Raw genomic sequence first — 19,812 nt, 5'->3', positions numbered from 1 at the left:
CACCCCCCGACCGACTCCCCGAGAACCCACCCCCGCGCGCCCGCCCCAACCCGTTACTCTTGTCCCCGCGCCGCCGGTGCGGGCGGCGCGAGGAGGCGTGCCCGAGCGGCCTAAGGGAACGGTCTTGAAAACCGTCGTGGCAGCGATGTCACCGTGAGTTCGAATCTCACCGCCTCCGCAGGTCACAGACGTCGCAGGTCAGAAGGGGTGCTTCTCGTTGAGGGGCACCCCTTCTGCGTGGAGCTTGTCTCACCTTGATCCGGGTCTGTCGCGTGGTTGATCAGCGCGTGTGGACCAGGCGTGGACCACGAGCCCGCGGACCAGAGGTAGGAACTTGCTGGTCAGCGACCCTCTACACCCGGGGGCACGGGCCACGCCGCAGGTTCGCTCTTCGCATGTCCACAGCGCTTCGGCTGAAGTGCGCGGCGGCTAAACTCTGCCGGGCCGCCGCATGCCTGACCGGGAGTAGCGCGTGAATGACAGCTTGGTCGAGTTCCTGCGTGCCCGACTCGATGAGGACGAAGCCTTCGCCGAGATGGCGGCGAACGGCGGAGGTGAGTGGCTGATGCGTGATCGTTTTCGTGAGCAAGGGCCCATCGAGGAGAAGTCAAACGGCCGGATAGTAGTCCCCGACACAGGGGTCCCCGACCGACTGGAGGCCATTCACATAGCCCGCCACAACCCGGCTCGCGTCCGTCGCGAGGTAGAGGCCAAGCTCGGCATCCTCGACAGGTACCGGCCCGACGCCACTGATCCACATCCGGGCTTTCCCTGCACCAACAGCGTGCACTTCGATCCGTACGGGGATGAGTATGACCCTGATGTCATCTGCGAGCGCCATTCGCGAGCCATCGACGAGCGCCCGGACGGGGTCTTCGGCAACGACGCGGTGCTAAGACTGCTCGCATTGCCCTACGCGGACCATCCCGATTACCAGCCTGAGTGGGCACCGGACGCGCGACCTCGGTCGTGGGACATCCCGCACATGTAGCCAGGCCAGCATGAAGGCGCCATCCACTCCCCGGCGTGGGGCGAAGATGGCGCCCTCTTGCCTGGAACGCCGCCTACTCTCTTCGGCGGCCTCCAACGCCCGCTCGATTTGTTCGTTCGAGTGCTGCTGGTTGCGGTGCGGCGGTGGGTGCCGGGGGGGGTGCCCCTATCTGTTTCGTCAACCCCGGGGGGTCGGCTTGTAGGGGTTGATCGTGGTTTTCGGGAACGTCCCGCGAAGCGGGATGTTCCTGGCGGATCGGGTGGCTGATGGGCATCCCGGTGGCCGGCAGGGCCGGAGTGGCCGTGCCGGTGCGCGGGCGTGATGGGGCTTGGAGGGTAGGGGCGGTGGAGTCGTCAGGCGGCGAGGTCGACGTCGTTCGGGGTGCGTGCTTCGTAGAGGGCCCCGGTGCGGATCATGGCGTGGATGACGTTCACGCGCTGGCGGGCCAGGCGGAGGATCGCCTGGGTGTGGGTCTTGCCGCGTGCGCGTTGCCGGTCGTAGTAGATCCGGGAGGACGGGTCGGCTTTGCAGCCGATCGCGGCGAACGCGGCCTGGAACAGGGCGCGTTTGAGGAGCCGGTTGCCGCGGTGGGGTGCGTGCTCGCCGCGGATGGAGGTGCCCGAGGACTTCGTGGCGGGGGCGAGTCCGGCGTAGGAGGCGAGGTGTCCGGCGGTGGGGAAGCCGGTGCCGTCGCCGATCGCGACGATCACGGCCGCTGTGGTCCTGACGCCCAGGCCGGGCAGGGAGGTCAGGAGGTGGAAAAGAGGGAGGGCCTCCAGCAGGGCGGCGATCTCCTGCTCGGCCTGGCGGCGCTGGGTGTGGGCGGCGGCGAGCTGGGCGGCGAGTCCCGGCACGATCAGCGCGGATGCCTCGGTGCCCGGCACGACAAGGGTCTGCTCGGCGAGCGCGTCGAAGATCTCTGCGGTCAGGTGGTGGGCCTTGCGCGAACCGTGCACCTTGAGCAGGGCCTCGCAGCGGGCCCGGCCCAGTTTCCTCAGTCTCGCCGGGGAGCCGTGCCGTTGGAGGAGCGCCTGGATATAGGGGTAGGCCAGGCGCGGGCCGAGCACACGCTCGAGAGAGGGGTGGATCTGAGAGAGCAGGCCGCGCAGCCGGTTGGTGGCGCGGTTGACCTCGCCGGCCAGGTCGTTGTCGTAGCCGGTGAGCATGGTCAGCTCGGCCAGCACCTCGTCGTCGCGGTCCACCGCGCGCAGGGTGTGCGGCATGGTGCGGGCGGTCTCGGCGATCACGAACGCGTCGCGGGCGTCGGTCTTGGCCTCGCCCGGGTGCAGGTCGGCGGCCCGCCGCATCGACAGCCCGGGCAGGTAGGCCACCCGGCAGCCGGCCGCGCGGGCCACCGTCAGCGGCAGCGCGCCGATGTTGGCGACCTGGTCCACGATCACCAGGACAGTGCCGAACTTCGCCACCAGCCTGGTGAACAGCTCCAGCAGTTTCGGCTCGGTGTTGGGCAGCCGCTTGTCGTGCACGGTTCTGCCGTCTTCGGTCCGGCCGTGGGCGTGGTGGAACTCCTTGCCCAGGTCCAGGCCGAGGAAAAGATCTATCGCGGTCGTGTCGACCATGTACGCGTGCCCCTCGCCACTCGTCTCCTCAACTCCCGGCCGTCCCTGCGGCACCACACGCCGGCAACCACGTTACGCAGACATGCCACCAGTGAAACGGCCCGGCATTGCGCCGGACCAGGCGGTCGTCAGGCCCCTCATCAGCGGTCAAGCGGTGCCCCGAAGCCCGGCGGCAACACCCCCCAGGTCATCCGTACGACAGGGGGCACACAGCCATACCGGACCCGGGGGCCAGGCGCCCCATTGCGGGGCCACGAAAAAGGTAACGGGGGGGGAGAGAGATCATGAGCGCATGAATCTCGGATTACGTCGCACCCTGGGCGTGGCCGTCGTGCTGGTCGGCATCACTCTCGCCGCCTGGCTGGTCTTCGGCTCCGCTCAGGATTGGGAGGGCGGCATGCGGTGGCTGCGTCACGGTCTGGCGTTGGGATCCCTGGGGATGGTCGGCTTCGCCGCCCGGCTGATCTTTCCGGACACTCAAAGTGGCTTGTCGGACACGGCGTCCGACTAGGTCTGCGGAGCGGTCCCCGATATCGCCGTCCGCAGCATCCGCAACTGCCCGATCTCCGCCGCATTCTTCATCAGCTCGGCATTCACCCAGGCCAGCATGTCGGCGACCGTGTACTCCGGGTCGTCCGGCAAGGGGAACTGGGCCGTGGTGTCCAGGTCGGAGTCGGTGAGGTGGACCAGGGCTGCCAGCCAGTCCGTGCGCAGGCTTCGTAACCACTCGACGGTCGGCTGCCCGGCGCCGGGCCAGGTGATGTCGGTCCGCTCGCGCGGCGGGCGCCCGGTCACGTGGTCGAGGGTGACGCCCCACCACCAGCCGATGTGCCAGCTCAGCCAGCCGATGGTCGGGACGGGGACGGGATCGGGCTCGATGTCCGACCAGTCCGGTATCCAGGTGTCGTCGGCGGTCCGACGTACCGTCCAGCAGTGGGGCGCCGGTTCCCACAGGAAGTCCTCGGGTTCGAGTCGGCCGAGGTGGTATTCGAACAGCGACCAGGTCAGGTCGAATTGCCGGCGCAGCAGATCGGATCGCGAAACGGTCACCGTGCGAGCCTGGCACACGGGTCCGCGCCCGGGAAACGGGATTTCCGGGGCTGCGGTGAAGGGGACCTCGGGGCTGACTACAGCGCGTAGTCGCGGGCCAGTTCCTCCCAGGGAACGTCACGAAGCGCGTCCTCCGCGTCGCAGCCCGAGGGCATCTGGGCCGTGGGCTGGAACCAGACGACGGTCAGGGCCGAGCGGTACAGCACCGGATCGTGGGCCGGGTCCAGTGCCGTGGAGCGGAAGACGCCGACGCATGCCACGGCCGGCAGCACCTCGACCGGGCCGAACCCGCCGGCGTACTGGTCGGGATACTCACGCGGGGGCGGGACGAGGTGCACCGGGGCGGTGGGGGAGGCCCGTTCGGCGCTGTGCAGCAGACTCTTGATCTTCACCTCGTTGACGGGCTTGCACGGATAGCCGTCCAGCATCCCGCCGTACGTGGACGACAGCCGAAGTTCCCCGAGGTCGAGCGACCGGCCGGACGCGAGGAGGACGCGGGTCAGGGACATGGTCGGCACTTTGGAGCGGCGGTGCATGGTCTTCCTCTTGGTTCTGCCGGCGGTGTCCCGGCGGCGTCTTTCACGGCCGATGCCGGCCAGGCTCTTCACGGCCGATGCACTGTCATCCGCGCCGCCGACGCGATCGTCGCGCGGGCCTCGCGCTCGCTGAGCCCGGTGTTCACGGCCGCGTCGACCAGGGCGTCGACGAGGGCGGGGCCGATGCCGTCCTCGTAGGCACGGCAGGCCGCCCAGAACAGGCGGGTGTTGCGCTGGCCCTCGTGCGCGGCGAGGACGAACTGGACGAGGCCCTGTCCGTGTCCGCCCGTCGACGGGGGCGTGGGGTGGTGTGTGCGGGGCGGGGGCAGCAGGAGACGGAGCAGCGCGGGCGGGCAGGCCGCGGGGGCCAGGTGGGCGGTGCCGGGAGCCGTGGCGTACACGCCGTGGTCCGTGCGGGAGCCGGGGCCGACGAGGTAGCCGCCGGCGCCGCGGATGTCGATGCCGGGGGCGAGGCGGCCGGCCGAGTTGGGGACGACGACGTCGGGCGGGCCGCTCAGCCAGAGGTGACGGCCGCCGCTCGGGGTGAGCACGACGACCGTTTCGGGGATCGTGAACAGGTGGCGCAGGGCCAGTTCGCGCAGGGCGGCCGAGGAGTCCGTACCGGATTTCGTGTCGAGGTCGACGCCGATGAGGTGGTGGGGAGGGAGGCCGCACGCGATGCCGTAGCCCGTCGCCCAGGGCGCCGCGGCGAACAGTTCGCGGATGCGCGCCGGGTCGGTGGCGGCGTCGTAGATCCCGTGGCCGAAGCGCCCGCACTCGCCGTGGCAGGGCGGGGCGGAGGGGTCGTCGCGGTGCGGGGAGCGCAGGGCCGGGAGCTTCGTCCGGGACAGGGGGATGACGGCCAGTCCGCGTTCGGCGGCTGACAGGGCGTGTGCGAGGGCCATCGTCGTGGCCTGCCGGTCGGTGGTGGCCATGCCTCTATGTTCGTACGTATGTTCGAAAAAAGGAAGAGGGAGCGGGCGCGACTCGCCGGGTGGGGTGGATTGGCTGGAAATATGCCGGAACGCTTCCCCTCTTGTCCCGCTTGGGGTGGAGGTACCCGTATGCGCTCTGAGCTGGGACTGGAGTAATGAAAGGGGTTTATCGACTTGTCATCACACTTCAGTGCGAATCACGGCTTCCGGGGTGGTTCGCCGGGGATTCGGTGGGCAACTCTGGATTCGCGACGTCGTGCACCACGGTCGGGGCGGTTGGCCAACTTCCCTGGTAGCAGCCGTATTTCGCGTATTTCCGGCAGTTCAGCCGGTGCGTACTTCGTTCTGGAGGAACAACATGGCAAGCATCCGTACCGCCCGTGTCATCGCCGCCGTTTCCGCCCTTCCGCTGGCAGCCGCGCTGTTCACCGGCGTCGCGACGGCGGACAGTGGCGCGATCGCGGACAACGGATCGAGCGCGACGGCGACGGACGCCGCGGCAGCCGTCATCGGCAGTGGCGTCGGTGGTGACAACTACGGCAACTCGTCCACCACGCAGCAGCAGGCGACCGGCTCCGGTGCCTCGAACCAGAGCAATACCGCCCAGGTCAATGGTTCCGCGTTCACGTCCGTCAATCAGGGAAACGACAACACGGCCGTCAACTTCACCCCGCTGTGGTGGTGATCTGAGGGGCCGGTGCCCGGCACCGGTCTCCTGAACTCCTGTGCATGGGGTGTGCTTGAGGTGTGCTTTGTGGGGTGACAACGCGCCTGCGCGGCGGTGCTACGGCATCGCCGCGCAGGCGTTTTCGCGTGCGGGTGGACGACCTTGACACCTCGCTCTATCTGACGGACAGTCAGAAATCTTCGTGGGAGCACTGGGAACCGGGCCGACGGCTGCGGTGTACCAGAAGTGTCAAGACGATGCGGCACGGGATGACACGGGAAGACACGGGATGACGAGGGGGCCACGGTGAGGGACGAGCCGGGGGTGAAGAGTGGCGAGCCGAGGACGAGGAGTGGCGAGCCGAGGACGAGGAGTGGGGAACTCGGTGCGAGCGATGACCTGGGGACGCGGCTGAAGGCGTTCGAGGGACGGCCGGCGACCGTCGCCGGCGTCGGCAAGGATCCCGTCAACGAACCCATGATCCGTCACTGGTGCGAGGCGATGGGCGACACGAACGAGGCGTACACCGGCCCGGACGCCATCGCCCCGCCCACCATGCTCCAGGCGTGGACCATGGGCGGTCTCTCGGGCCACAGCGGCGCTGTCGGCCGGTCCGATCAGACCGATCAGACCTATCTGACCGATCAGATCGGTCAGGCCGACTTCTCCGGCCGGACGGAGGCATACGACGATCTCCTCACCCTCCTCGACGAGGCGGGCTGCACCTCGGTCGTCGCCACCGACTGCGAGCAGGAGTATCTGAGACCGCTCCGGCCCGGTGACGAGATCACCTTCGACACGGTGATCGAGTCGGTGTCGGAGCGGAAGACCACCAAACTGGGCACGGGCTACTTCGTCACGACCCGCACGGACGTCCGGGTGGGCGCGGACCTCGCCGGCACCCACCGTTTCCGCATCCTCAAGTACGCCCCCGCACGCCGACGCGAGAAACCCCCGCGCCCCCGCCCGGTCGTCAACCGGGACAACGCCGGTTTCTGGGAGGGCGTCCGGGAGCACCGGCTGCTGATCCAACGCTGCACCGGCTGCGGGACCCTGCGCTTCCCCTGGCTGCCAGGCTGCAATACCTGCGGCGGCCCGGAGTGGGACACGGTCGAGGCGAGCGGCGAGGGCACGGTGTATTCGTACGTCGTCATGCACCACCCGCCCTTCCCCGCCTTCGACCCTCCGTACGCGGTAGCCCTGATCGAGCTGGCCGAGGGCGTGCGGATGATCAGCAACGTGACCGGGGTGCCGTACGACGGGGTGCGGATCGGACTGCCGGTGACCCTCGAATTCCAGGCGCACGACGACGGGTTGGTACTGCCGGCCTTCCGCGCCGGAAGGGAGGCGGCCGTATGAAGGCTGACGAAGACCGACTGAGGGCCGATACAGACGGGTTGAGGGCCGATACAGACGGGTTGAGGGCCGATACAGACGGGTTGAGGGCCGATGACGCGCTGCCCCCGCTGGAGATCCCGGTCACCCGCACGCTGATCGTCGCCGGAGCGATCGCCTCACGGGATTACCAGGACGTGCACCACGACGCGGAACTGGCCCGGGAGAAGGGTTCCCCCGACATCTTCATGAACATCCTGACGACGAACGGCCTGGTCGGTCGGTACGTCACGGACCACTTCGGCCCCCGGGCCGTACTCCGCAAGGTGGCCATCAGACTGGGCGCACCCAACTACCCCGGAGACACGATGATGTTGACGGGCACGATCGAGGAGGTCGACGGCGACACCGCAACCGTCCGTGTGATCGGAGCCAACGCCATCGGCAGACACGTGACCGGCACGGTGACGGTCACTCTCCCGACGGGGGGCGCGGGATGAGCGTACGCACGCGGGACACCCTCGGCGGACGGGCGGCCATCGTCGGCATCGGGGCCACGGAGTTCTCCAAGGACTCCGGCCGCAGCGAGCTGCGGCTGGCCGTGGAGGCCGTGCGGGCGGCACTGGACGACGCGGGTCTGACGCCGGCGGACGTCGACGGCATGGTCACGTTCACCATGGACACCAGCCCGGAGATCACGGTGGCCCAGGCATGCGGGATGGGCGAGCTGTCCTTCTTCTCCCGCGTTCACTACGGCGGCGGGGCGGCCTGCGCCACCGTCCAGCAGGCCGCGCTCGCGATAGCCACAGGAGTGGCCGAGGTGGTGGTCTGCTACCGCGCCTTCAACGAGCGGTCGGGACGGAGATTCGGCTCGGGCGTGCAGCACCGGGAACCGTCGGCCGAGGGGGTCGCGCTCGGCTGGTCCCTGCCGTTCGGGCTGCTCACCCCGGCATCCTGGGTGGCGATGGCGGCGCAGCGGTATCTGCACGCGTACGGCCTGACCCCGGAGGCCTTCGGACACGTGGCGGTGATGGACCGGGGGTACGCGGCGACCAACCCGGCGGCCTACTTCCACGGCCGGCCCATCACCCTCGCCGACCACACCGCGTCGCGCTGGATCGTGGAGCCGCTCCGGCTGCTGGACTGCTGTCAGGAGACGGACGGCGGCCAGGCGCTGGTGGTCACGTCCGTGGAGCGGGCCCGCGACCTGCCCCACCCGCCCGCGGTCATCAGAGCCGCCGCCCAGGGTGCGGGCCGGGCGCAGGAGCAGATGACCAGCTTCTACCGCGACGACCTGACCGGCCTGCCGGAAATGGGTGTGGTGGCCCGGCAGTTGTGGCGCACCTCCGGGTTCACGGCCGCCGACATCGACGTGGGGATCCTGTACGACCACTTCACACCGTTCGTGCTGATGCAGCTGGAGGAGTTCGGGTTCTGCGGCAAGGGGGAGGCGGCGGACTTCGTACGCCTGGCCGAGCTTCCCGTCAACACGCACGGTGGACAGTTGGGGGAGGCCTATCTGCACGGTATGAACGGCATCGCGGAGGGGGTACGGCAGCTCAGGGGCGCGGCGGTGAACCAGATACCCGGGGCCGAGCGCGTCCTGGTGACGGCGGGGACGGGAGTGCCGACGTCAGGCCTGGTGCTGACGGACGACGGATGAGCCCCCAGGGGGAAACCCGCAGTAGGTGTCGTCCCTCAGTCCACCTTCAGGAGGTGCAGCCAGCCCCACCCCTACAACCTGAGGCGGATCCGTCTTCGGGACCTGCGGCCGATCCGCCGGACGTACCCCCGCTCATAGCGTGGAGCCATGACCACACCCGTCTGCACCAGCGCTTCGAAGGCCGCCTCACCGGCGACGCAGACCCTTCCGTACCCCTCGTTCTCGTCGTACGTGAAGGCCCGCCAGCCGGTGCTGCTGCGTACCGCTCGGTCGCTGACCGCGAACCCGAGCGACGCGGAGGACCTGCTGCAGACCGCGCTCGCCAAGACCTACGTCGCCTGGGAGCGCATCGAGGACCACCGCGCGCTGGACGGCTATGTCCGCCGGGCACTGCTGAACACGCGCACGTCGCAGTGGCGCAAGCGCAGGGTCGACGAGTTCGCCTGCGACGAGCTGCCCGAGCCGGAGCCCGTGCCCGGCAGGGACGACCCGGCGGAGCAGCAGGCGCTGCACGATGCGATGTGGCGGGCGATCATGAGACTGCCCGCCCGTCAGCGGGCGATGGTCGTCCTCAGGTACTACGAGGACCTCAGCGAGGTCCAGACGGCCGAGGTGCTCGGGGTGTCCGTGGGCACGGTGAAGTCGGCGGTGTCCCGGGCGCTGGGGAAGCTGCGCGAGGACGCTGAGCTGGCGCTGGTTCGCTGACCGTACGCGGCGTGCGGACACGGTGAGCGCCGAGCCTCTCTGAGGCGGAGAAGGCGGAGAAGGCGGAGAAGGCGGAGCCGAATCTTCCACCGGGTCTCCCCAATACCCGTCGGTAGTCGTTCTGGTACGGCTTGTCCCCCGTTGTACTGTGCAGACCCAAACACCCGGGCGCCTCAAGTCTTCGTAAAACACCTGGACTTGGGCCTTGTCGCGATGTTCCCCGTGACCGTCCCGCCCGGTACCCCCCACTGCGCACGTACTGGAGAGACCGACCATGCCCAGGCACAAATTCACCGTCATGAACAAGGGCGCCCTGGTGGCCGCCGCGGGTGTCCTCGCCGTCGCGACCGGTGCCGGTGTGATGGCGACCGCAGGAGCCGCCGAACCGCAGAAAGCGACGGGACCGGTGCCGAAGATCGTCGTCGGGACGGTGTTCGCCCCCGTGAGCCTGGCGCCCTACGCGCAGGCGGTGACCTACAACACCGACCTGGTGCCGGTGGGCGCCCGGGTCCAGGTCAAGGAGGAGCTGCGCCGCAGCGGCGGGACGCGTATCGAGCTGCGTGTGCGCGACCTCGGCGAGAACCGCGTCTACGGCGCCCATGTCCACACCAAGCCCTGCGGCAAGCTGCCCGCGGACGCCGGGCCGCACTACCAGGACAAGCCGGATCCCGTGCAGCCCTCGGTCGACCCCGAGTTCGCCAACCCGCGCAACGAGGTGTGGCTGGACCTGACCACCAACAAGGACGGCTCGGCCCGCTCGATAGCCACGGTGGACTGGCGCTTCCGTGAGGGAGGAGCCCGTTCCGTGGTGCTGCACGAGATGGCCACCTCCACGCATGAAGGGCATGCCGGGACGGCCGGTGCGCGGCTCGCCTGTGTGAACGTGCCGTTCATGTAGCCCGCCTGGTCCGGGCAGCCGCACACGAGGGCCGACCGGGTCGCTGCACCCGGTCGGCCTGCTCGCTCCGGTCGGCCTGCTCGGCCTGCTCGCTCCGGTCGGCCTGCTCGGCCTGCTCGCTCCGGTCGGCCTGCTCGGCCTGCTCGCTCCGGTCGGCCTGCTCGGCCTGCTCGCTCCGGTCGGCCTGCTCGGCCTGCTCGCTCCGGTCGGCCTGCTCGGCCTGCTCGCTCCGGTCGGCCTGCTCGGCCCGCTCGCCCCGGTCGGCTCGCTCGCCCCCGAACATCCGACCCGCGTCCGGACCACGTCACGGCATCGACGAACGAATCCACCGAATCCACCGTCGTCTAGTGACATACTGCCCGGTATGCCAGCACAATCGCGGGACACTACCCTCGCGTAGGCGCTTCAATGAGGAGGCCCCCGGTGCTGAGCACGATGCAGGACGTACCACTGCTGATCTCGAGAATCCTGACCCACGGGTCGACGATCCACGGGACATCGCAGGTGACCACCTGGACCGGTGAGGCGGAGCCGCACCGCCGCTCCTTCGCCGAGGTCGGCGCTCGCGCCGCCCAGCTGGCGCACGCCCTGCGCGAGGATCTCGGGGTCGTCGGCGACGACCGGGTGGCGACCCTGATGTGGAACAACGCCGAGCACGTCGAGGCCTACTTCGCGATCCCCTCCATGGGCGCGGTCCTGCACACGCTCAACCTCCGTCTCCCGCCCGAGCAGCTGGCCTGGATCGTGGGCCACGCCGCGGACAAGGTGGTGATCGCCAACGGTTCGCTGCTCCCGCTGCTCGCCCCCCTGCTCCCGCACCTCAAGACGGTCGAGCATGTCGTCGTGTCGGGACCGGGCGACCTTTCCCTGCTCGCGAACGCCGACGCCTCCGTCCAGGTACACGAGTACGAGGACCTGATCGCCGGCAAGCCGACCACGTACGACTGGCCGGAGCTGGACGAACGCCAGGCCGCCGCCATGTGCTACACCTCCGGCACGACCGGCGACCCCAAGGGCGTGGTGTACAGCCACCGTTCGATCTACCTGCACTCCATGCAGGACAACATGGCCCAGTCGATGGGCTTGACCGACCAGGACACCTCGCTGGTCGTGGTCCCCCAGTTCCACGTCAACGCCTGGGGCCTGCCGCACGCCACCTTCATGACCGGCGTCAACATGCTGATGCCGGACCGCTTCCTGCAGCCCGCCCCGCTCGCCGAGATGATCGAGCGGGAGAGGCCGACCCACGCGGCCGCCGTGCCCACCATCTGGCAGGGCCTGCTCGCCGAGCTGACCGCCAAGCCGCGTGACGTCTCCTCCCTCACCCAGGTCACGATCGGCGGCTCGGCCTGCCCGCCCGCCCTCATGGAGGCCTTCGACAAGCTCGGCATGCGGGTCTGCCACGCCTGGGGCATGACGGAGACCTCCCCGCTCGGCACGATCGCCCGCCCGCCGGCCCATACGGTCGGCACGGAGGAGGAGTTCGCCTACCGCCTCACCCAGGGCCGCTTCCCGACGAGCGTCGAGGCCCGCCTCACCGGCCCCGGCGGCGAACGCCTCCCCTGGGACGGCGAGTCGGCCGGCGAGCTGGAGGTACGCGGCCCCTGGATCGCGGGTGCCTACTACAACGGCCCCGGCGCGGACCCCCTGCGCCCCGCCGACAAGTTCAGCGAGGACGGCTGGCTGAAGACCGGCGACGTGGGGACGATCTCCCCCGACGGCTACCTCACCCTCACCGACCGCGCCAAGGACGTCATCAAGTCCGGCGGCGAGTGGATCTCCTCGGTCGAGCTGGAGAACGCGCTCATGTCCCACCCCGACGTCGCGGAAGCGGCCGTGGTCGCCGTCCCCGACGAGAGGTGGGGCGAGCGCCCGCTGGCCACCGTCGTCCTCAAGGAGGGCGCCACCGCGGACTTCGAGTCACTGCGCGCCTTCCTCGCCGAGGACGGCAAGATCGCCAAGTGGCAGCTCCCGGAGCGCTGGACGATCATCGAGGCGGTGCCGAAGACGAGCGTCGGCAAGTTCGACAAGAAGGTGCTGCGCAGGAAGTACGCGGAGGGGCAGCTGGACGTCACCCAGCTCTGACCCACGTGGGGTACGCCGGACAGATCAGTCGGCGTACCCCACGCTTCATCAGTGCCCCGGCGCTAGTTCGTCCCGATCCGCGCCAGCAGGTCGACGATCCGCGACTGCACCTCGCTGCTGGTGGACCGCTCCGCGAGGAACAGCACCGTCTCGCCGGAGGCCAGCCGCGGCAGGTCGGCCTGGTCGACGGCGGCGGTGTAGACGACGAGCGGGGTGCGGTTGAGCTGGCCGTTCGCGCGCAGCCAGTCGACGATCCCGGCCCGGCGCCGGTGCACCTGCATCAGATCCATCACGACCAGGTTCGGCCGGAACTGCCCCGCCAGCGTCACCGCGTCGGCATCGCTCGCGGCTCGCGCCACCTGCATCCCGCGCCGCTCCAGCGTCGCGGTCAGCGCCAGCGCGATCTCGGCGTGCTCCTCGATGAGCAGCACACGCGGCGGGTGCTGCTCGCTGTCGCGCGGGGCGAGCGCCTTCAGCAGTACGGCGGGATCGGCGCCGTACGCCGCCTCGCGCGAGGCCTGTCCGAGCCCGGCCGTCACCATCACCGGCACCTCGGCCGCCACCGCCGCCTGCCGCAGCGACTGCAGCGCGGTGCGCGTGATCGGCCCGGTCAGCGGGTCGACGAACAGCGCGGCGGGGAAGGCCGCGATCTGCGCGTCGACCTCCTCGCGCGAGTGCACGATGACCGGCCGGTAGCCACGGTCGCTCAGCGCCTGCTGGGTCGTCACATCCGGCGCGGGCCACACCAGCAGCCGACGCGGGTTGTCCAGCGGCTCCGGCGGCAGCTCGTCGTCCATCGGCTGCGGCCGCGGGGTGTCCGACACCTCGACGGCCCCGCCCGGCCCGTCCAGCGGCTCGGGCCCCTCGGCGGCGTTCTCGTCCGGCGCGCCTATGGCGTACGACCGCCCGCTCCCCTCGGTCGCCTGCGCCAGCCGGGACTGCCCGGCCAGCGAGGGCTGCGGCTGTGCGGGGGCCTGCTCGGCCGGCGGATGCGGACGGGCCGCCTGCTCCGCGGGCGCGGCGGCGGCATCGGGCCGGGTACCGAGCTTGCGGCGACGGCCGGAACCGCCCGGCTGATGCGGGGCGGGCGTGGCCGACGTGACCGGGCCGTTCGCCGTGGACGGCTGCTGCACCTGAGCCGCCTGCCGGGTGAACGGCACGCCTTGCCCCAGCGTCCGCACGCTGATCGCCCGCCCCTGCGTGGAGTTGGGATCGACCGGCGCGGCGGCGGCCTCGGCGGGCAACGGCTGAGCGGCCCGGGGCTGCGCGGCGGCAGCCTCGGGAGGCAGCGGGGTGCCGGGGGCCGGGGTGCCCTGCGGGGCCTGTGGGCTCTGTGGGGCCTGCGAGGCCTGTGGCGGCTGCGGTTCTTGGGCGACCTGCGGGTTCTGCGGGTTCTGCGGGTTCTGTGGAGTGGCGGGGTTCGGCGGTACGGGGGTGGCGGCGTCGTTCGGCGCGGCGGGTGCCGTGGCCTGGTGCGGAGGTACGGGTACCGCGGCGCCGTTCGCCGATACGGCCGTACCGGCGCCGGGCGTGTCGTCGGCGGCGGGCCACGGCTGCGGGGCTGGGGTGCCCGGTGCGGGCGTGCCCTGCGGCGGGGTGCCCTGGCCGGGGGCGGCCTCGGCCGGAAGCGGCTGACCGGCACCGGTGGGGGCGGGGGTGGGTGCGGGCATGCCCTGGGGGTTCTGGTGACGCTGGTGGGGCAGAGGGTGGGTCGGCACGGCCTGGGCGGGCAGGCCGATCTGGCCGGGCGCGTTCTGTGCCGGTGCGTTCTGCGCCGAGCCGTTCTCCCCAGCCGGGTCCGGCACGGCGACGACGCCCTGGCCCGGGGCCGTCTGAGTGACCTGCGCCGGAACCGGCTGCCCGGGCGGAACGGACTGATCCGAGGCATGGCCCTGCTGGACGACACCACCTTGGCCGGGCACGGCCCCCTGAGCCGCAGCCGCAGCCGCGGCCGCAGCGACACGAGCCTGAGGCACGCTCGCCTGAACCGGAGCCCCTTGACCAGCAGCCCCTTGAGCCGGAGCCCCTTGCGGCACTGCAGCCCCTTGAGCCGGAGCCCCCTGCACAGGCGCCCCGCCGGCCTCGGCCTCCGCGCGCTGCCCCACCGCCCGCCGACGGCGCCCCGTCGGCGCGCTCGACGGATGCGGCTGCGGCGGAGTGTGGTCGTCGGCCTGGCTGTGCGGCACGGCGTCGTGCCGACCGTCGTCGACGAGTCCGTCTCGGGGAGCACCCTGACCGGGAACCACCTGACCGGGAACCCCCTGACCGGGAACCCCCTGACCGGGAACCCCCTGACCGGGAACCACCTGACCAGGCACGTGCACCTGCCCCGCGGCCGCAGCCACAGGTCCCTGTCCCTGTCCCTGTTCCCGTCCCTGTCCCGGCCCCTGCCCCTCCGCGATCCCTTCCGCACCGTCGCCGGACGACCGGTCCGCCTCGGCAGGCGGCAGGGCGAACACCGTACGGGGCGCCGCCTCCTGCGCGGCGGCGCGCTCCGACGCGGCGGCCAGGGCACGCCGCCGCCGACCGGTCGGCTGCTGCGGATTGTCGGCGGGGCCGGCGCCCTGGGCACCCTGGGCCGATTCGGCGGAAGCCGCGGGCAGCGCCGGCGGCAACGCGTGCTGTTCGCCGGAGTCTCGCCGGGCGCGACGTCCGCCGGTGCCGGGCGCGGGCACGCCCTGCGGCGGCACGGTCCCGCCCAGACCGCTTCCCGCGGCCGCGGTTCCGGCGCCATGCTCGCCGGCCATCACGACGGCACCCTCGGAGACACCGTCGACCACACCCTCGGCGGCGTCCTCGCCGGCAGCGACGGCACCGGCGGCACCCTCGGCGGGCCGCCCACGGCGCCGCCCGGTACCCCCGGAGACCTCCGCGGCGTCGCCCGTCGCCTGTGCCGGAACCGGCGCGGCCTCCTGGGCGCCCGCCGCCCGTCGCCTGCGCCGCCCGGTGGGCGCGGCGGCCTCCGCTGCCTCCGGCTCCACTCCCTCGGCGCCCGCCGTCTCGCTCTCCAGGAAGGCGTCGGTGGAGGCCCGCCGGGCCCGCCGCCGCCCACCGCCGGAGGTGGCCTGCTCGGGCGGGGCGGCCTGTTGGGGAGCGGCCTCCAGAGCGGCCGGGCCCGGAGCCGCGACGGCCCCCGCCCCGCCACCGATCGGCACTTCGAGGACGTACGCACTGCCGCTCATCCCCGGCACCTCGTGCGTCTGCAGCACTCCGCCATGGGCGCGCACGATTCCGCGCACGATCGGCTCGTGCACCGGGTCGCCGCCGGCGTACGGCCCGCGCACCTCGATGCGTACGACCTCGCCGCGCTGCGCCGCCGCCACGACGACGGTGTTGTCCATGTAACCGCCCGCCGAGACGGGCGAGTTGCCGGTCGCGTCGACGCCGGCGACGTCCGCGACGAGGTGCGCGAGCGCGGTGGCGAGGAGCCGGGAGTCGACCTCGGCCTCGATGGGCGGCGCGTGCACGGCGAACTGCACGCGCCCGGGCCCGATGAGGTCCACGGCCCCGTCGACGCCCGCCGCCACGACGGCGTCGAGCATGACTTTCGTACGAGTGATGTCGTCGGCCCCGGTGTCGAGCCGCTGATATCCGAGGACGTTGTCGATGAGGGTGGTGATCCGCGAATAGCCGGCCGACAGATGGTGCAGCACCTGGTTGGCCTCGGGCCACAGCTGCCCCGCGTCGTCGGCGGCCAGCGCGGCCAGCTCGCGGCGCAGCTCGTCGAGGGGTCCGCGCAGCGACCGCCCGAGCAGGGTGAGCAGTTGCTCGTGTCGCCCGGCGAGGGCCTCGTAGCGGTCCTTCTCCCGCTCGCCCAGGGCTGCGTACCGCTCGTCGCCCGCGGCGAGTTCCTCCTCGTGCCGCTCCTGGAGCTCCTCCAGTTCGGTCACGTGCTTCTGGCGCAGCGCGGTGAGCTCGGAGGCGTGGTCCTCGGAGAGCCGCTCCAGCTCCTCCTCGTGCCGCTGCTCGGCGGCGGTCTTCTCCTCGGCGAGCGCGTCGTACGGCCGCCGGTCGGTGAAGGTCATCACGGCGCCGACGAGCTGGTCGCCGTCGCGGACGGGCGCGGTCGTCAGGTCGACCGGGACCTTGTCGCCCTTCTTCGACCACAGCACCTGCCCCCGCACCCGGTGCTTGCGCCCGGAACGCAGGGTGTCGGCGAGCGCCGACTCCTCGTAGGGGAAGGGAGTCCCGTCGGAACGCGAGTGGAGGACGAGGTCGTGCAGCTCACGCCCGCCGAGGTCGCTGGCCCGATAACCCAGTATCTGAGCGGCGGCCGGATTGACGAGCACGATCCGCCCCTCGGTGTCGGTCCCTACGACACCTTCCGACGCGGCCCGCAGGATCATCTCGGTCTGCCGCTGCGACCGGGCCAGCTCGGCCTCGGTGTCGACGGTCCCGGTCAAGTCCCGTACGACGAGCATCAGCAGCTCGTCGCCGCCGTAGCCGTAGCCGTCGTAGGCCTGCTGGCCGTTCTCCAGATTCGCGCTGGTGACCTCGACCGGGAACTCGCTCCCGTCGGTCCGCCGGGCGACCATCCGGGTCGGCTTGGTCCGCCCGCGCGGGTCCATGTGGTCGGGACGCCGCATGGACCCGGGGATGAGCCTGGAGTCGAAGTGCGGCAGCAGATCGAGAAGCCCCCGCCCCACCAGTGCGGTCCCCGGCGCCTCGAAGGCCTCAAGGGCGATGGTGTTGGCGTTGACGACGGTCCCATTGGCGTTGACCAGCACCAACGCATCGGGAAGCGCGTCCAGTATGGCTGCGAGGCGAGCAGCGCCTCGGGATGGCCTGCTGCTCACGAGACGCTTCCTCCCTGTTACCGCACCTTGCCGACCGCTCGGGCCATCTTGCCAACCTGCCCGCGACGTGTCACGCGAGGGAGTCTAAGGGCAGTGGTTGCGCTCGCGACGCCGGATGAGAGGGAGGTCGCACGAGGAAGTGAAGCAGAACGTGTGACCGGACATGCGACCACATGCAAGGGTTCCTGCTCAGCCGTCCCCTTCGGCTCCGCGAGACGTTCGCGGGACCTTTACGGCACTTTCGCGCGGACCCTTGCGGAGTCGGGGCATCCGCCATGAAACAGCCGTGACGGTGGGGCGGCGCGCCCTGGGAACCCGCAAGGCCGCCTACCGGGCCTGAGCCGGAGCCCTGAGGTCGGGCAGCAGCGGCACGAACCGATCCCAGCGCCCGATCTCACAGCCGTTGCTGCGGTCGAACCTCGCGTCGACGGGCCGCCCGGCCCACGTCCCCGTGACATGCGCGGTGGCCGGCCCGCCGTACTGCATGGTGCAGAAGCTGTCCCGCGGCACGGGGGCGAAGGCGTCCTTCCCCCAGCGCGTGTTCCGGTCGACGGCCCCACACGCCGCGCTCACGTCGGGATGACTCCCCCCACTGGGGTGACAGTCCACCTCGTACGTCCCGTCGGCACCCCCGCCCGCGTTCCGCACGGTGACCGTGAGGTGATCGCCGGCCGCCCGGTCCTCGCCCCGGACGGGCGGGGACGCGGCGAGAGAGGAGGCGGCGGCGGGCGTGGCGGACACGGACACGACGGAGCCGACGGCGACGATCAACTGAGTGAATCCTGCGAACCGGCCGAGCCGGAAGACCTGCGACATGCCCTGACTAACGCCTGTGTCCCGCCGACGTTGCGCGCCGCCCGACCGGCGCCCGGGCCGGTGAAGTGCTTTGCTCTGCGACCCGCCTGCCTAGTACCGTGGGAGGCGATTGGTGACACCCCGCTCGACTGTGTCATCATCTGCACGCACCACTCGCGCTCGCGCGGGCGGCTGTGCTGGAGGCGTCGCCTAGTCCGGTCTATGGCGCCGCACTGCTAATGCGGTTTGGGCCTTAAAGCCCATCGAGGGTTCAAATCCCTCCGCCTCCGCGCTCGATCACGAAGCCCCGGTCCAACTGGCCGGGGCTTCGTCGTTCACAGCCCTGTCCCCACACCCGCCCACAGGGGCGTTTCCGCAGGCCACAAGGGCTACGGCAAACGGATTTCACATGACGGCGGCAGTCATGTAATGTTCTTCCTGTCGCCGCGAGCGGGCCAGAAGGACCGGGACCGGCGGGAAAATACAAGCACTCGTAGCTTAACGGATAGAGCATCTGACTACGGATCAGAAGGTTGCAGGTTCGAATCCTGCCGAGTGCGCACCGATGAGAGGCCCCGGAGAGATCCGGGGCCTTTCGCGTCACCGGTTCGGGTGCAGGACGACCTTGGTGTAACCCTCGACGCGCTTGTCGAACTTCTCGTACGCCGACGGTGCCTCGTCGAGCGACATCTCGTGCGAGACGACGAAGCTGGGTCGCGCGCGGCCCTCGATGATCATGTCGCGCAGTTGCCGGTTGTAGCGCTTCACGTTGCACTGGCCGGTACCCAGGCGCAGGCCCTTCTCGAAGAGCCTGCCGATGGCGACCAGCAGCATGCCCTTTTTGGCCTGCTCGTCCGGGCCTCCGGGGTCGGAGGGGACGTACAGGCCCGGAATGCCGAGCGCTCCGGTCGGGCGTACCGTCTCGACGAGCGAGTTCAGGACGGTCGCCGGTTCCTCGCGGTCCTCGCCGCGGGCCTGGGCCTGGTAGCCCACCGCGTCGATGCCCTTGTCGGTGCCTTCTCCTTCCGTCTGGTCCTTGATCTGCTCCACGGGATTGCCGTCGGAGAAGTTGACCGGGGTCGCGCCGATCTCCTCGGCCTTCTGCAGCCGCTCGGCCACCCGGTCGACGACGAACACCTTCCTGGCGCCGCGCAGCAGGGCGGAGTAGGCGGCCATCAGGCCGACCGGCCCGCCGCCGTACACCGCGACGCTCTCGCCGGGACGGACGTCGGCCAGCTCGTTGCCGTGGTAGCCCGTCGGGAAGATGTCGGCGAGCAGGACGAAGTCGCTCTCGTTGGCATCACCCTCGGGGAGCTTCAGGCAGTTGAAGTCGGCGTACGGCACCCGTACGTACTCGGCCTGGCCTCCGGTGAACGGTCCCATCGCGACGTAGCCGTACGCGCCGCCCGCGAACCCGGGGTTCACGGTCACGCAGAAGCCCGTGAAGCCGGCCGTGCAGTTCTTGCAGAACCCGCAGGCGACGTTGAAGGGCATGACCACCCGGTCGCCGCGCTTGAGCGACGACACTCCGTCGCCGGCTTCCTCGATGATGCCGAGGTTCTCGTGGCCGAAGACGATGCCCGGCTCGGCCGCGGTGCGGCCCTCGTACATGTGCAGATCGGAGCCGCAGATCGCGGTGGACGTCACTCGGACGATCACGTCGTTCGGGTGCTGGAGTCCGGGCTTCTCCACTTGCTCGACCGCGACTTCGAACGGTCCCTTGTAGACGACGGCCTTCATGCCTACGCACCTCCATGCGGTAGTGCTGTCGTGCCCTCG

The 19,812-nt window shown here is 70.8% G+C and carries 17 protein-coding genes and 3 tRNA genes; 12 read left to right on the top strand and 8 right to left on the bottom strand.

Annotated elements, in window-relative coordinates:
- Positions 1-91 precede the first annotated feature (91 nt).
- A tRNA-Ser gene (locus Q4V64_RS25415) sits at positions 92-178 on the top strand.
- Positions 179-472: 294 nt separating this feature from the next.
- Complete coding sequence (locus Q4V64_RS25410; protein WP_124440815.1) at positions 473-991, top strand: DUF6221 family protein; 519 nt, start codon at positions 473-475, stop codon at positions 989-991.
- 353 nt (positions 992-1,344) lie between these two features.
- Here Q4V64_RS25410 and Q4V64_RS25405 read toward each other — a convergent pair whose 3' ends face one another.
- On the bottom strand, positions 1,345-2,568 hold the full coding sequence (locus Q4V64_RS25405; RefSeq protein WP_124445779.1) for an IS110 family transposase: 1,224 nt from the start codon (positions 2,566-2,568) through the stop codon (positions 1,345-1,347).
- 292 nt (positions 2,569-2,860) lie between these two features.
- Here Q4V64_RS25405 and Q4V64_RS25400 point away from each other — a divergent pair, with 292 nt between their 5' ends.
- The gene (locus tag Q4V64_RS25400) at positions 2,861-3,079 is read left to right on the top strand and encodes a hypothetical protein (protein WP_124440816.1); all 219 of its coding nucleotides are present in this window, start codon (positions 2,861-2,863) and stop codon (positions 3,077-3,079) included.
- Here the strand turns inward: Q4V64_RS25400 and Q4V64_RS25395 are convergent.
- The 3 genes from Q4V64_RS25395 to Q4V64_RS25385 all read right to left on the bottom strand — a co-directional run bounded on the left by Q4V64_RS25395 (position 3,076) and on the right by Q4V64_RS25385 (position 5,089).
- Positions 3,076-3,618: a DinB family protein gene (locus tag Q4V64_RS25395; protein WP_124440817.1), complete on the bottom strand. Its 543-nt coding sequence runs from the start codon at positions 3,616-3,618 to the stop codon at positions 3,076-3,078. The two genes, Q4V64_RS25400 and Q4V64_RS25395, sit on opposite strands and share 4 nt — an antisense overlap.
- Before the next feature lie 77 nt (positions 3,619-3,695).
- Entirely contained in the window at positions 3,696-4,127 is a 432-nt protein-coding gene (locus Q4V64_RS25390; protein WP_253267021.1) for a hypothetical protein, read from the bottom strand.
- Positions 4,128-4,222: 95 nt separating this feature from the next.
- Positions 4,223-5,089: a bifunctional DNA primase/polymerase gene (locus tag Q4V64_RS25385; RefSeq protein WP_124440819.1), complete on the bottom strand. Its 867-nt coding sequence runs from the start codon at positions 5,087-5,089 to the stop codon at positions 4,223-4,225.
- Positions 5,090-5,447: 358 nt separating this feature from the next.
- Between Q4V64_RS25385 and Q4V64_RS25380 the strand changes: the two genes are divergently transcribed.
- The 6 genes from Q4V64_RS25380 to Q4V64_RS25355 all read left to right on the top strand — a co-directional run bounded on the left by Q4V64_RS25380 (position 5,448) and on the right by Q4V64_RS25355 (position 10,357).
- Positions 5,448-5,774 carry a hypothetical protein gene (locus Q4V64_RS25380; RefSeq protein WP_124440820.1) on the top strand — a complete coding sequence of 109 codons (327 nt, stop codon included), beginning with the start codon at positions 5,448-5,450 and terminating at the stop codon, positions 5,772-5,774.
- Positions 5,775-6,155: 381 nt separating this feature from the next.
- Positions 6,156-7,115, top strand: coding sequence for a bifunctional MaoC family dehydratase N-terminal/OB-fold nucleic acid binding domain-containing protein (locus tag Q4V64_RS25375; protein ID WP_253267030.1), 960 nt, complete (start codon positions 6,156-6,158; stop codon positions 7,113-7,115).
- An 80-nt stretch (positions 7,116-7,195) separates the two neighbouring features.
- On the top strand, positions 7,196-7,591 hold the full coding sequence (locus tag Q4V64_RS25370; protein ID WP_172629243.1) for a MaoC family dehydratase: 396 nt from the start codon (positions 7,196-7,198) through the stop codon (positions 7,589-7,591).
- Positions 7,588-8,754 (top strand): lipid-transfer protein, encoded by a 1,167-nt coding sequence (locus Q4V64_RS25365; RefSeq protein WP_124440822.1) that lies wholly within the window; start codon positions 7,588-7,590, stop codon positions 8,752-8,754. Before Q4V64_RS25370 ends, Q4V64_RS25365 begins: the two co-directional genes overlap by 4 nt.
- 147 nt (positions 8,755-8,901) lie before the next feature.
- On the top strand, positions 8,902-9,459 hold the full coding sequence (locus Q4V64_RS25360) for a SigE family RNA polymerase sigma factor (protein ID WP_124440823.1): 558 nt from the start codon (positions 8,902-8,904) through the stop codon (positions 9,457-9,459).
- Between the two features lie 274 nt (positions 9,460-9,733).
- Positions 9,734-10,357: a superoxide dismutase family protein gene (locus Q4V64_RS25355; protein ID WP_124440824.1), complete on the top strand. Its 624-nt coding sequence runs from the start codon at positions 9,734-9,736 to the stop codon at positions 10,355-10,357.
- On the opposite strand, the gene Q4V64_RS25350 is transcribed toward Q4V64_RS25355, so the two are convergent.
- Positions 10,350-10,640: a hypothetical protein gene (locus tag Q4V64_RS25350; protein ID WP_303711626.1), complete on the bottom strand. Its 291-nt coding sequence runs from the start codon at positions 10,638-10,640 to the stop codon at positions 10,350-10,352. The two genes, Q4V64_RS25355 and Q4V64_RS25350, sit on opposite strands and share 8 nt — an antisense overlap.
- Before the next feature lie 152 nt (positions 10,641-10,792).
- On the opposite strand from Q4V64_RS25350, the gene Q4V64_RS25345 reads away from it, so the two are divergent.
- Positions 10,793-12,442, top strand: a complete 1,650-nt coding sequence (locus tag Q4V64_RS25345; protein ID WP_348540841.1) for a long-chain fatty acid--CoA ligase — start codon at positions 10,793-10,795, stop codon at positions 12,440-12,442.
- 62 nt (positions 12,443-12,504) lie between these two features.
- Here Q4V64_RS25345 and Q4V64_RS25340 read toward each other — a convergent pair whose 3' ends face one another.
- Positions 12,505-17,238: a PAS domain-containing protein gene (locus tag Q4V64_RS25340; RefSeq protein ID WP_124440827.1), complete on the bottom strand. Its 4,734-nt coding sequence runs from the start codon at positions 17,236-17,238 to the stop codon at positions 12,505-12,507.
- Positions 17,239-17,565: 327 nt separating this feature from the next.
- Positions 17,566-18,054 (bottom strand): SSI family serine proteinase inhibitor, encoded by a 489-nt coding sequence (locus tag Q4V64_RS25335; RefSeq protein ID WP_172629244.1) that lies wholly within the window; start codon positions 18,052-18,054, stop codon positions 17,566-17,568.
- Between the two features lie 178 nt (positions 18,055-18,232).
- Here Q4V64_RS25335 and Q4V64_RS25330 point away from each other — a divergent pair.
- Positions 18,233-18,323: transfer RNA gene (locus tag Q4V64_RS25330), tRNA-Ser, on the top strand.
- A gap of 197 nt (positions 18,324-18,520) precedes the next feature.
- Positions 18,521-18,593 (top strand) — tRNA-Arg (locus Q4V64_RS25325).
- Positions 18,594-18,633: 40 nt separating this feature from the next.
- Here Q4V64_RS25325 and Q4V64_RS25320 read toward each other — a convergent pair.
- Positions 18,634-19,773 (bottom strand): glutathione-independent formaldehyde dehydrogenase, encoded by a 1,140-nt coding sequence (locus Q4V64_RS25320; protein WP_124440828.1) that lies wholly within the window; start codon positions 19,771-19,773, stop codon positions 18,634-18,636.
- Positions 19,774-19,812 lie beyond the last annotated feature (39 nt).

The sequence above is a fragment of the Streptomyces sp. NL15-2K genome (assembly GCF_030551255.1).
Taxonomy (GTDB): domain Bacteria; phylum Actinomycetota; class Actinomycetes; order Streptomycetales; family Streptomycetaceae; genus Streptomyces.
The sequence above is the reverse complement of the archived record's forward strand: the minus strand, read 5'-3'. Positions and strand labels throughout refer to the sequence as shown.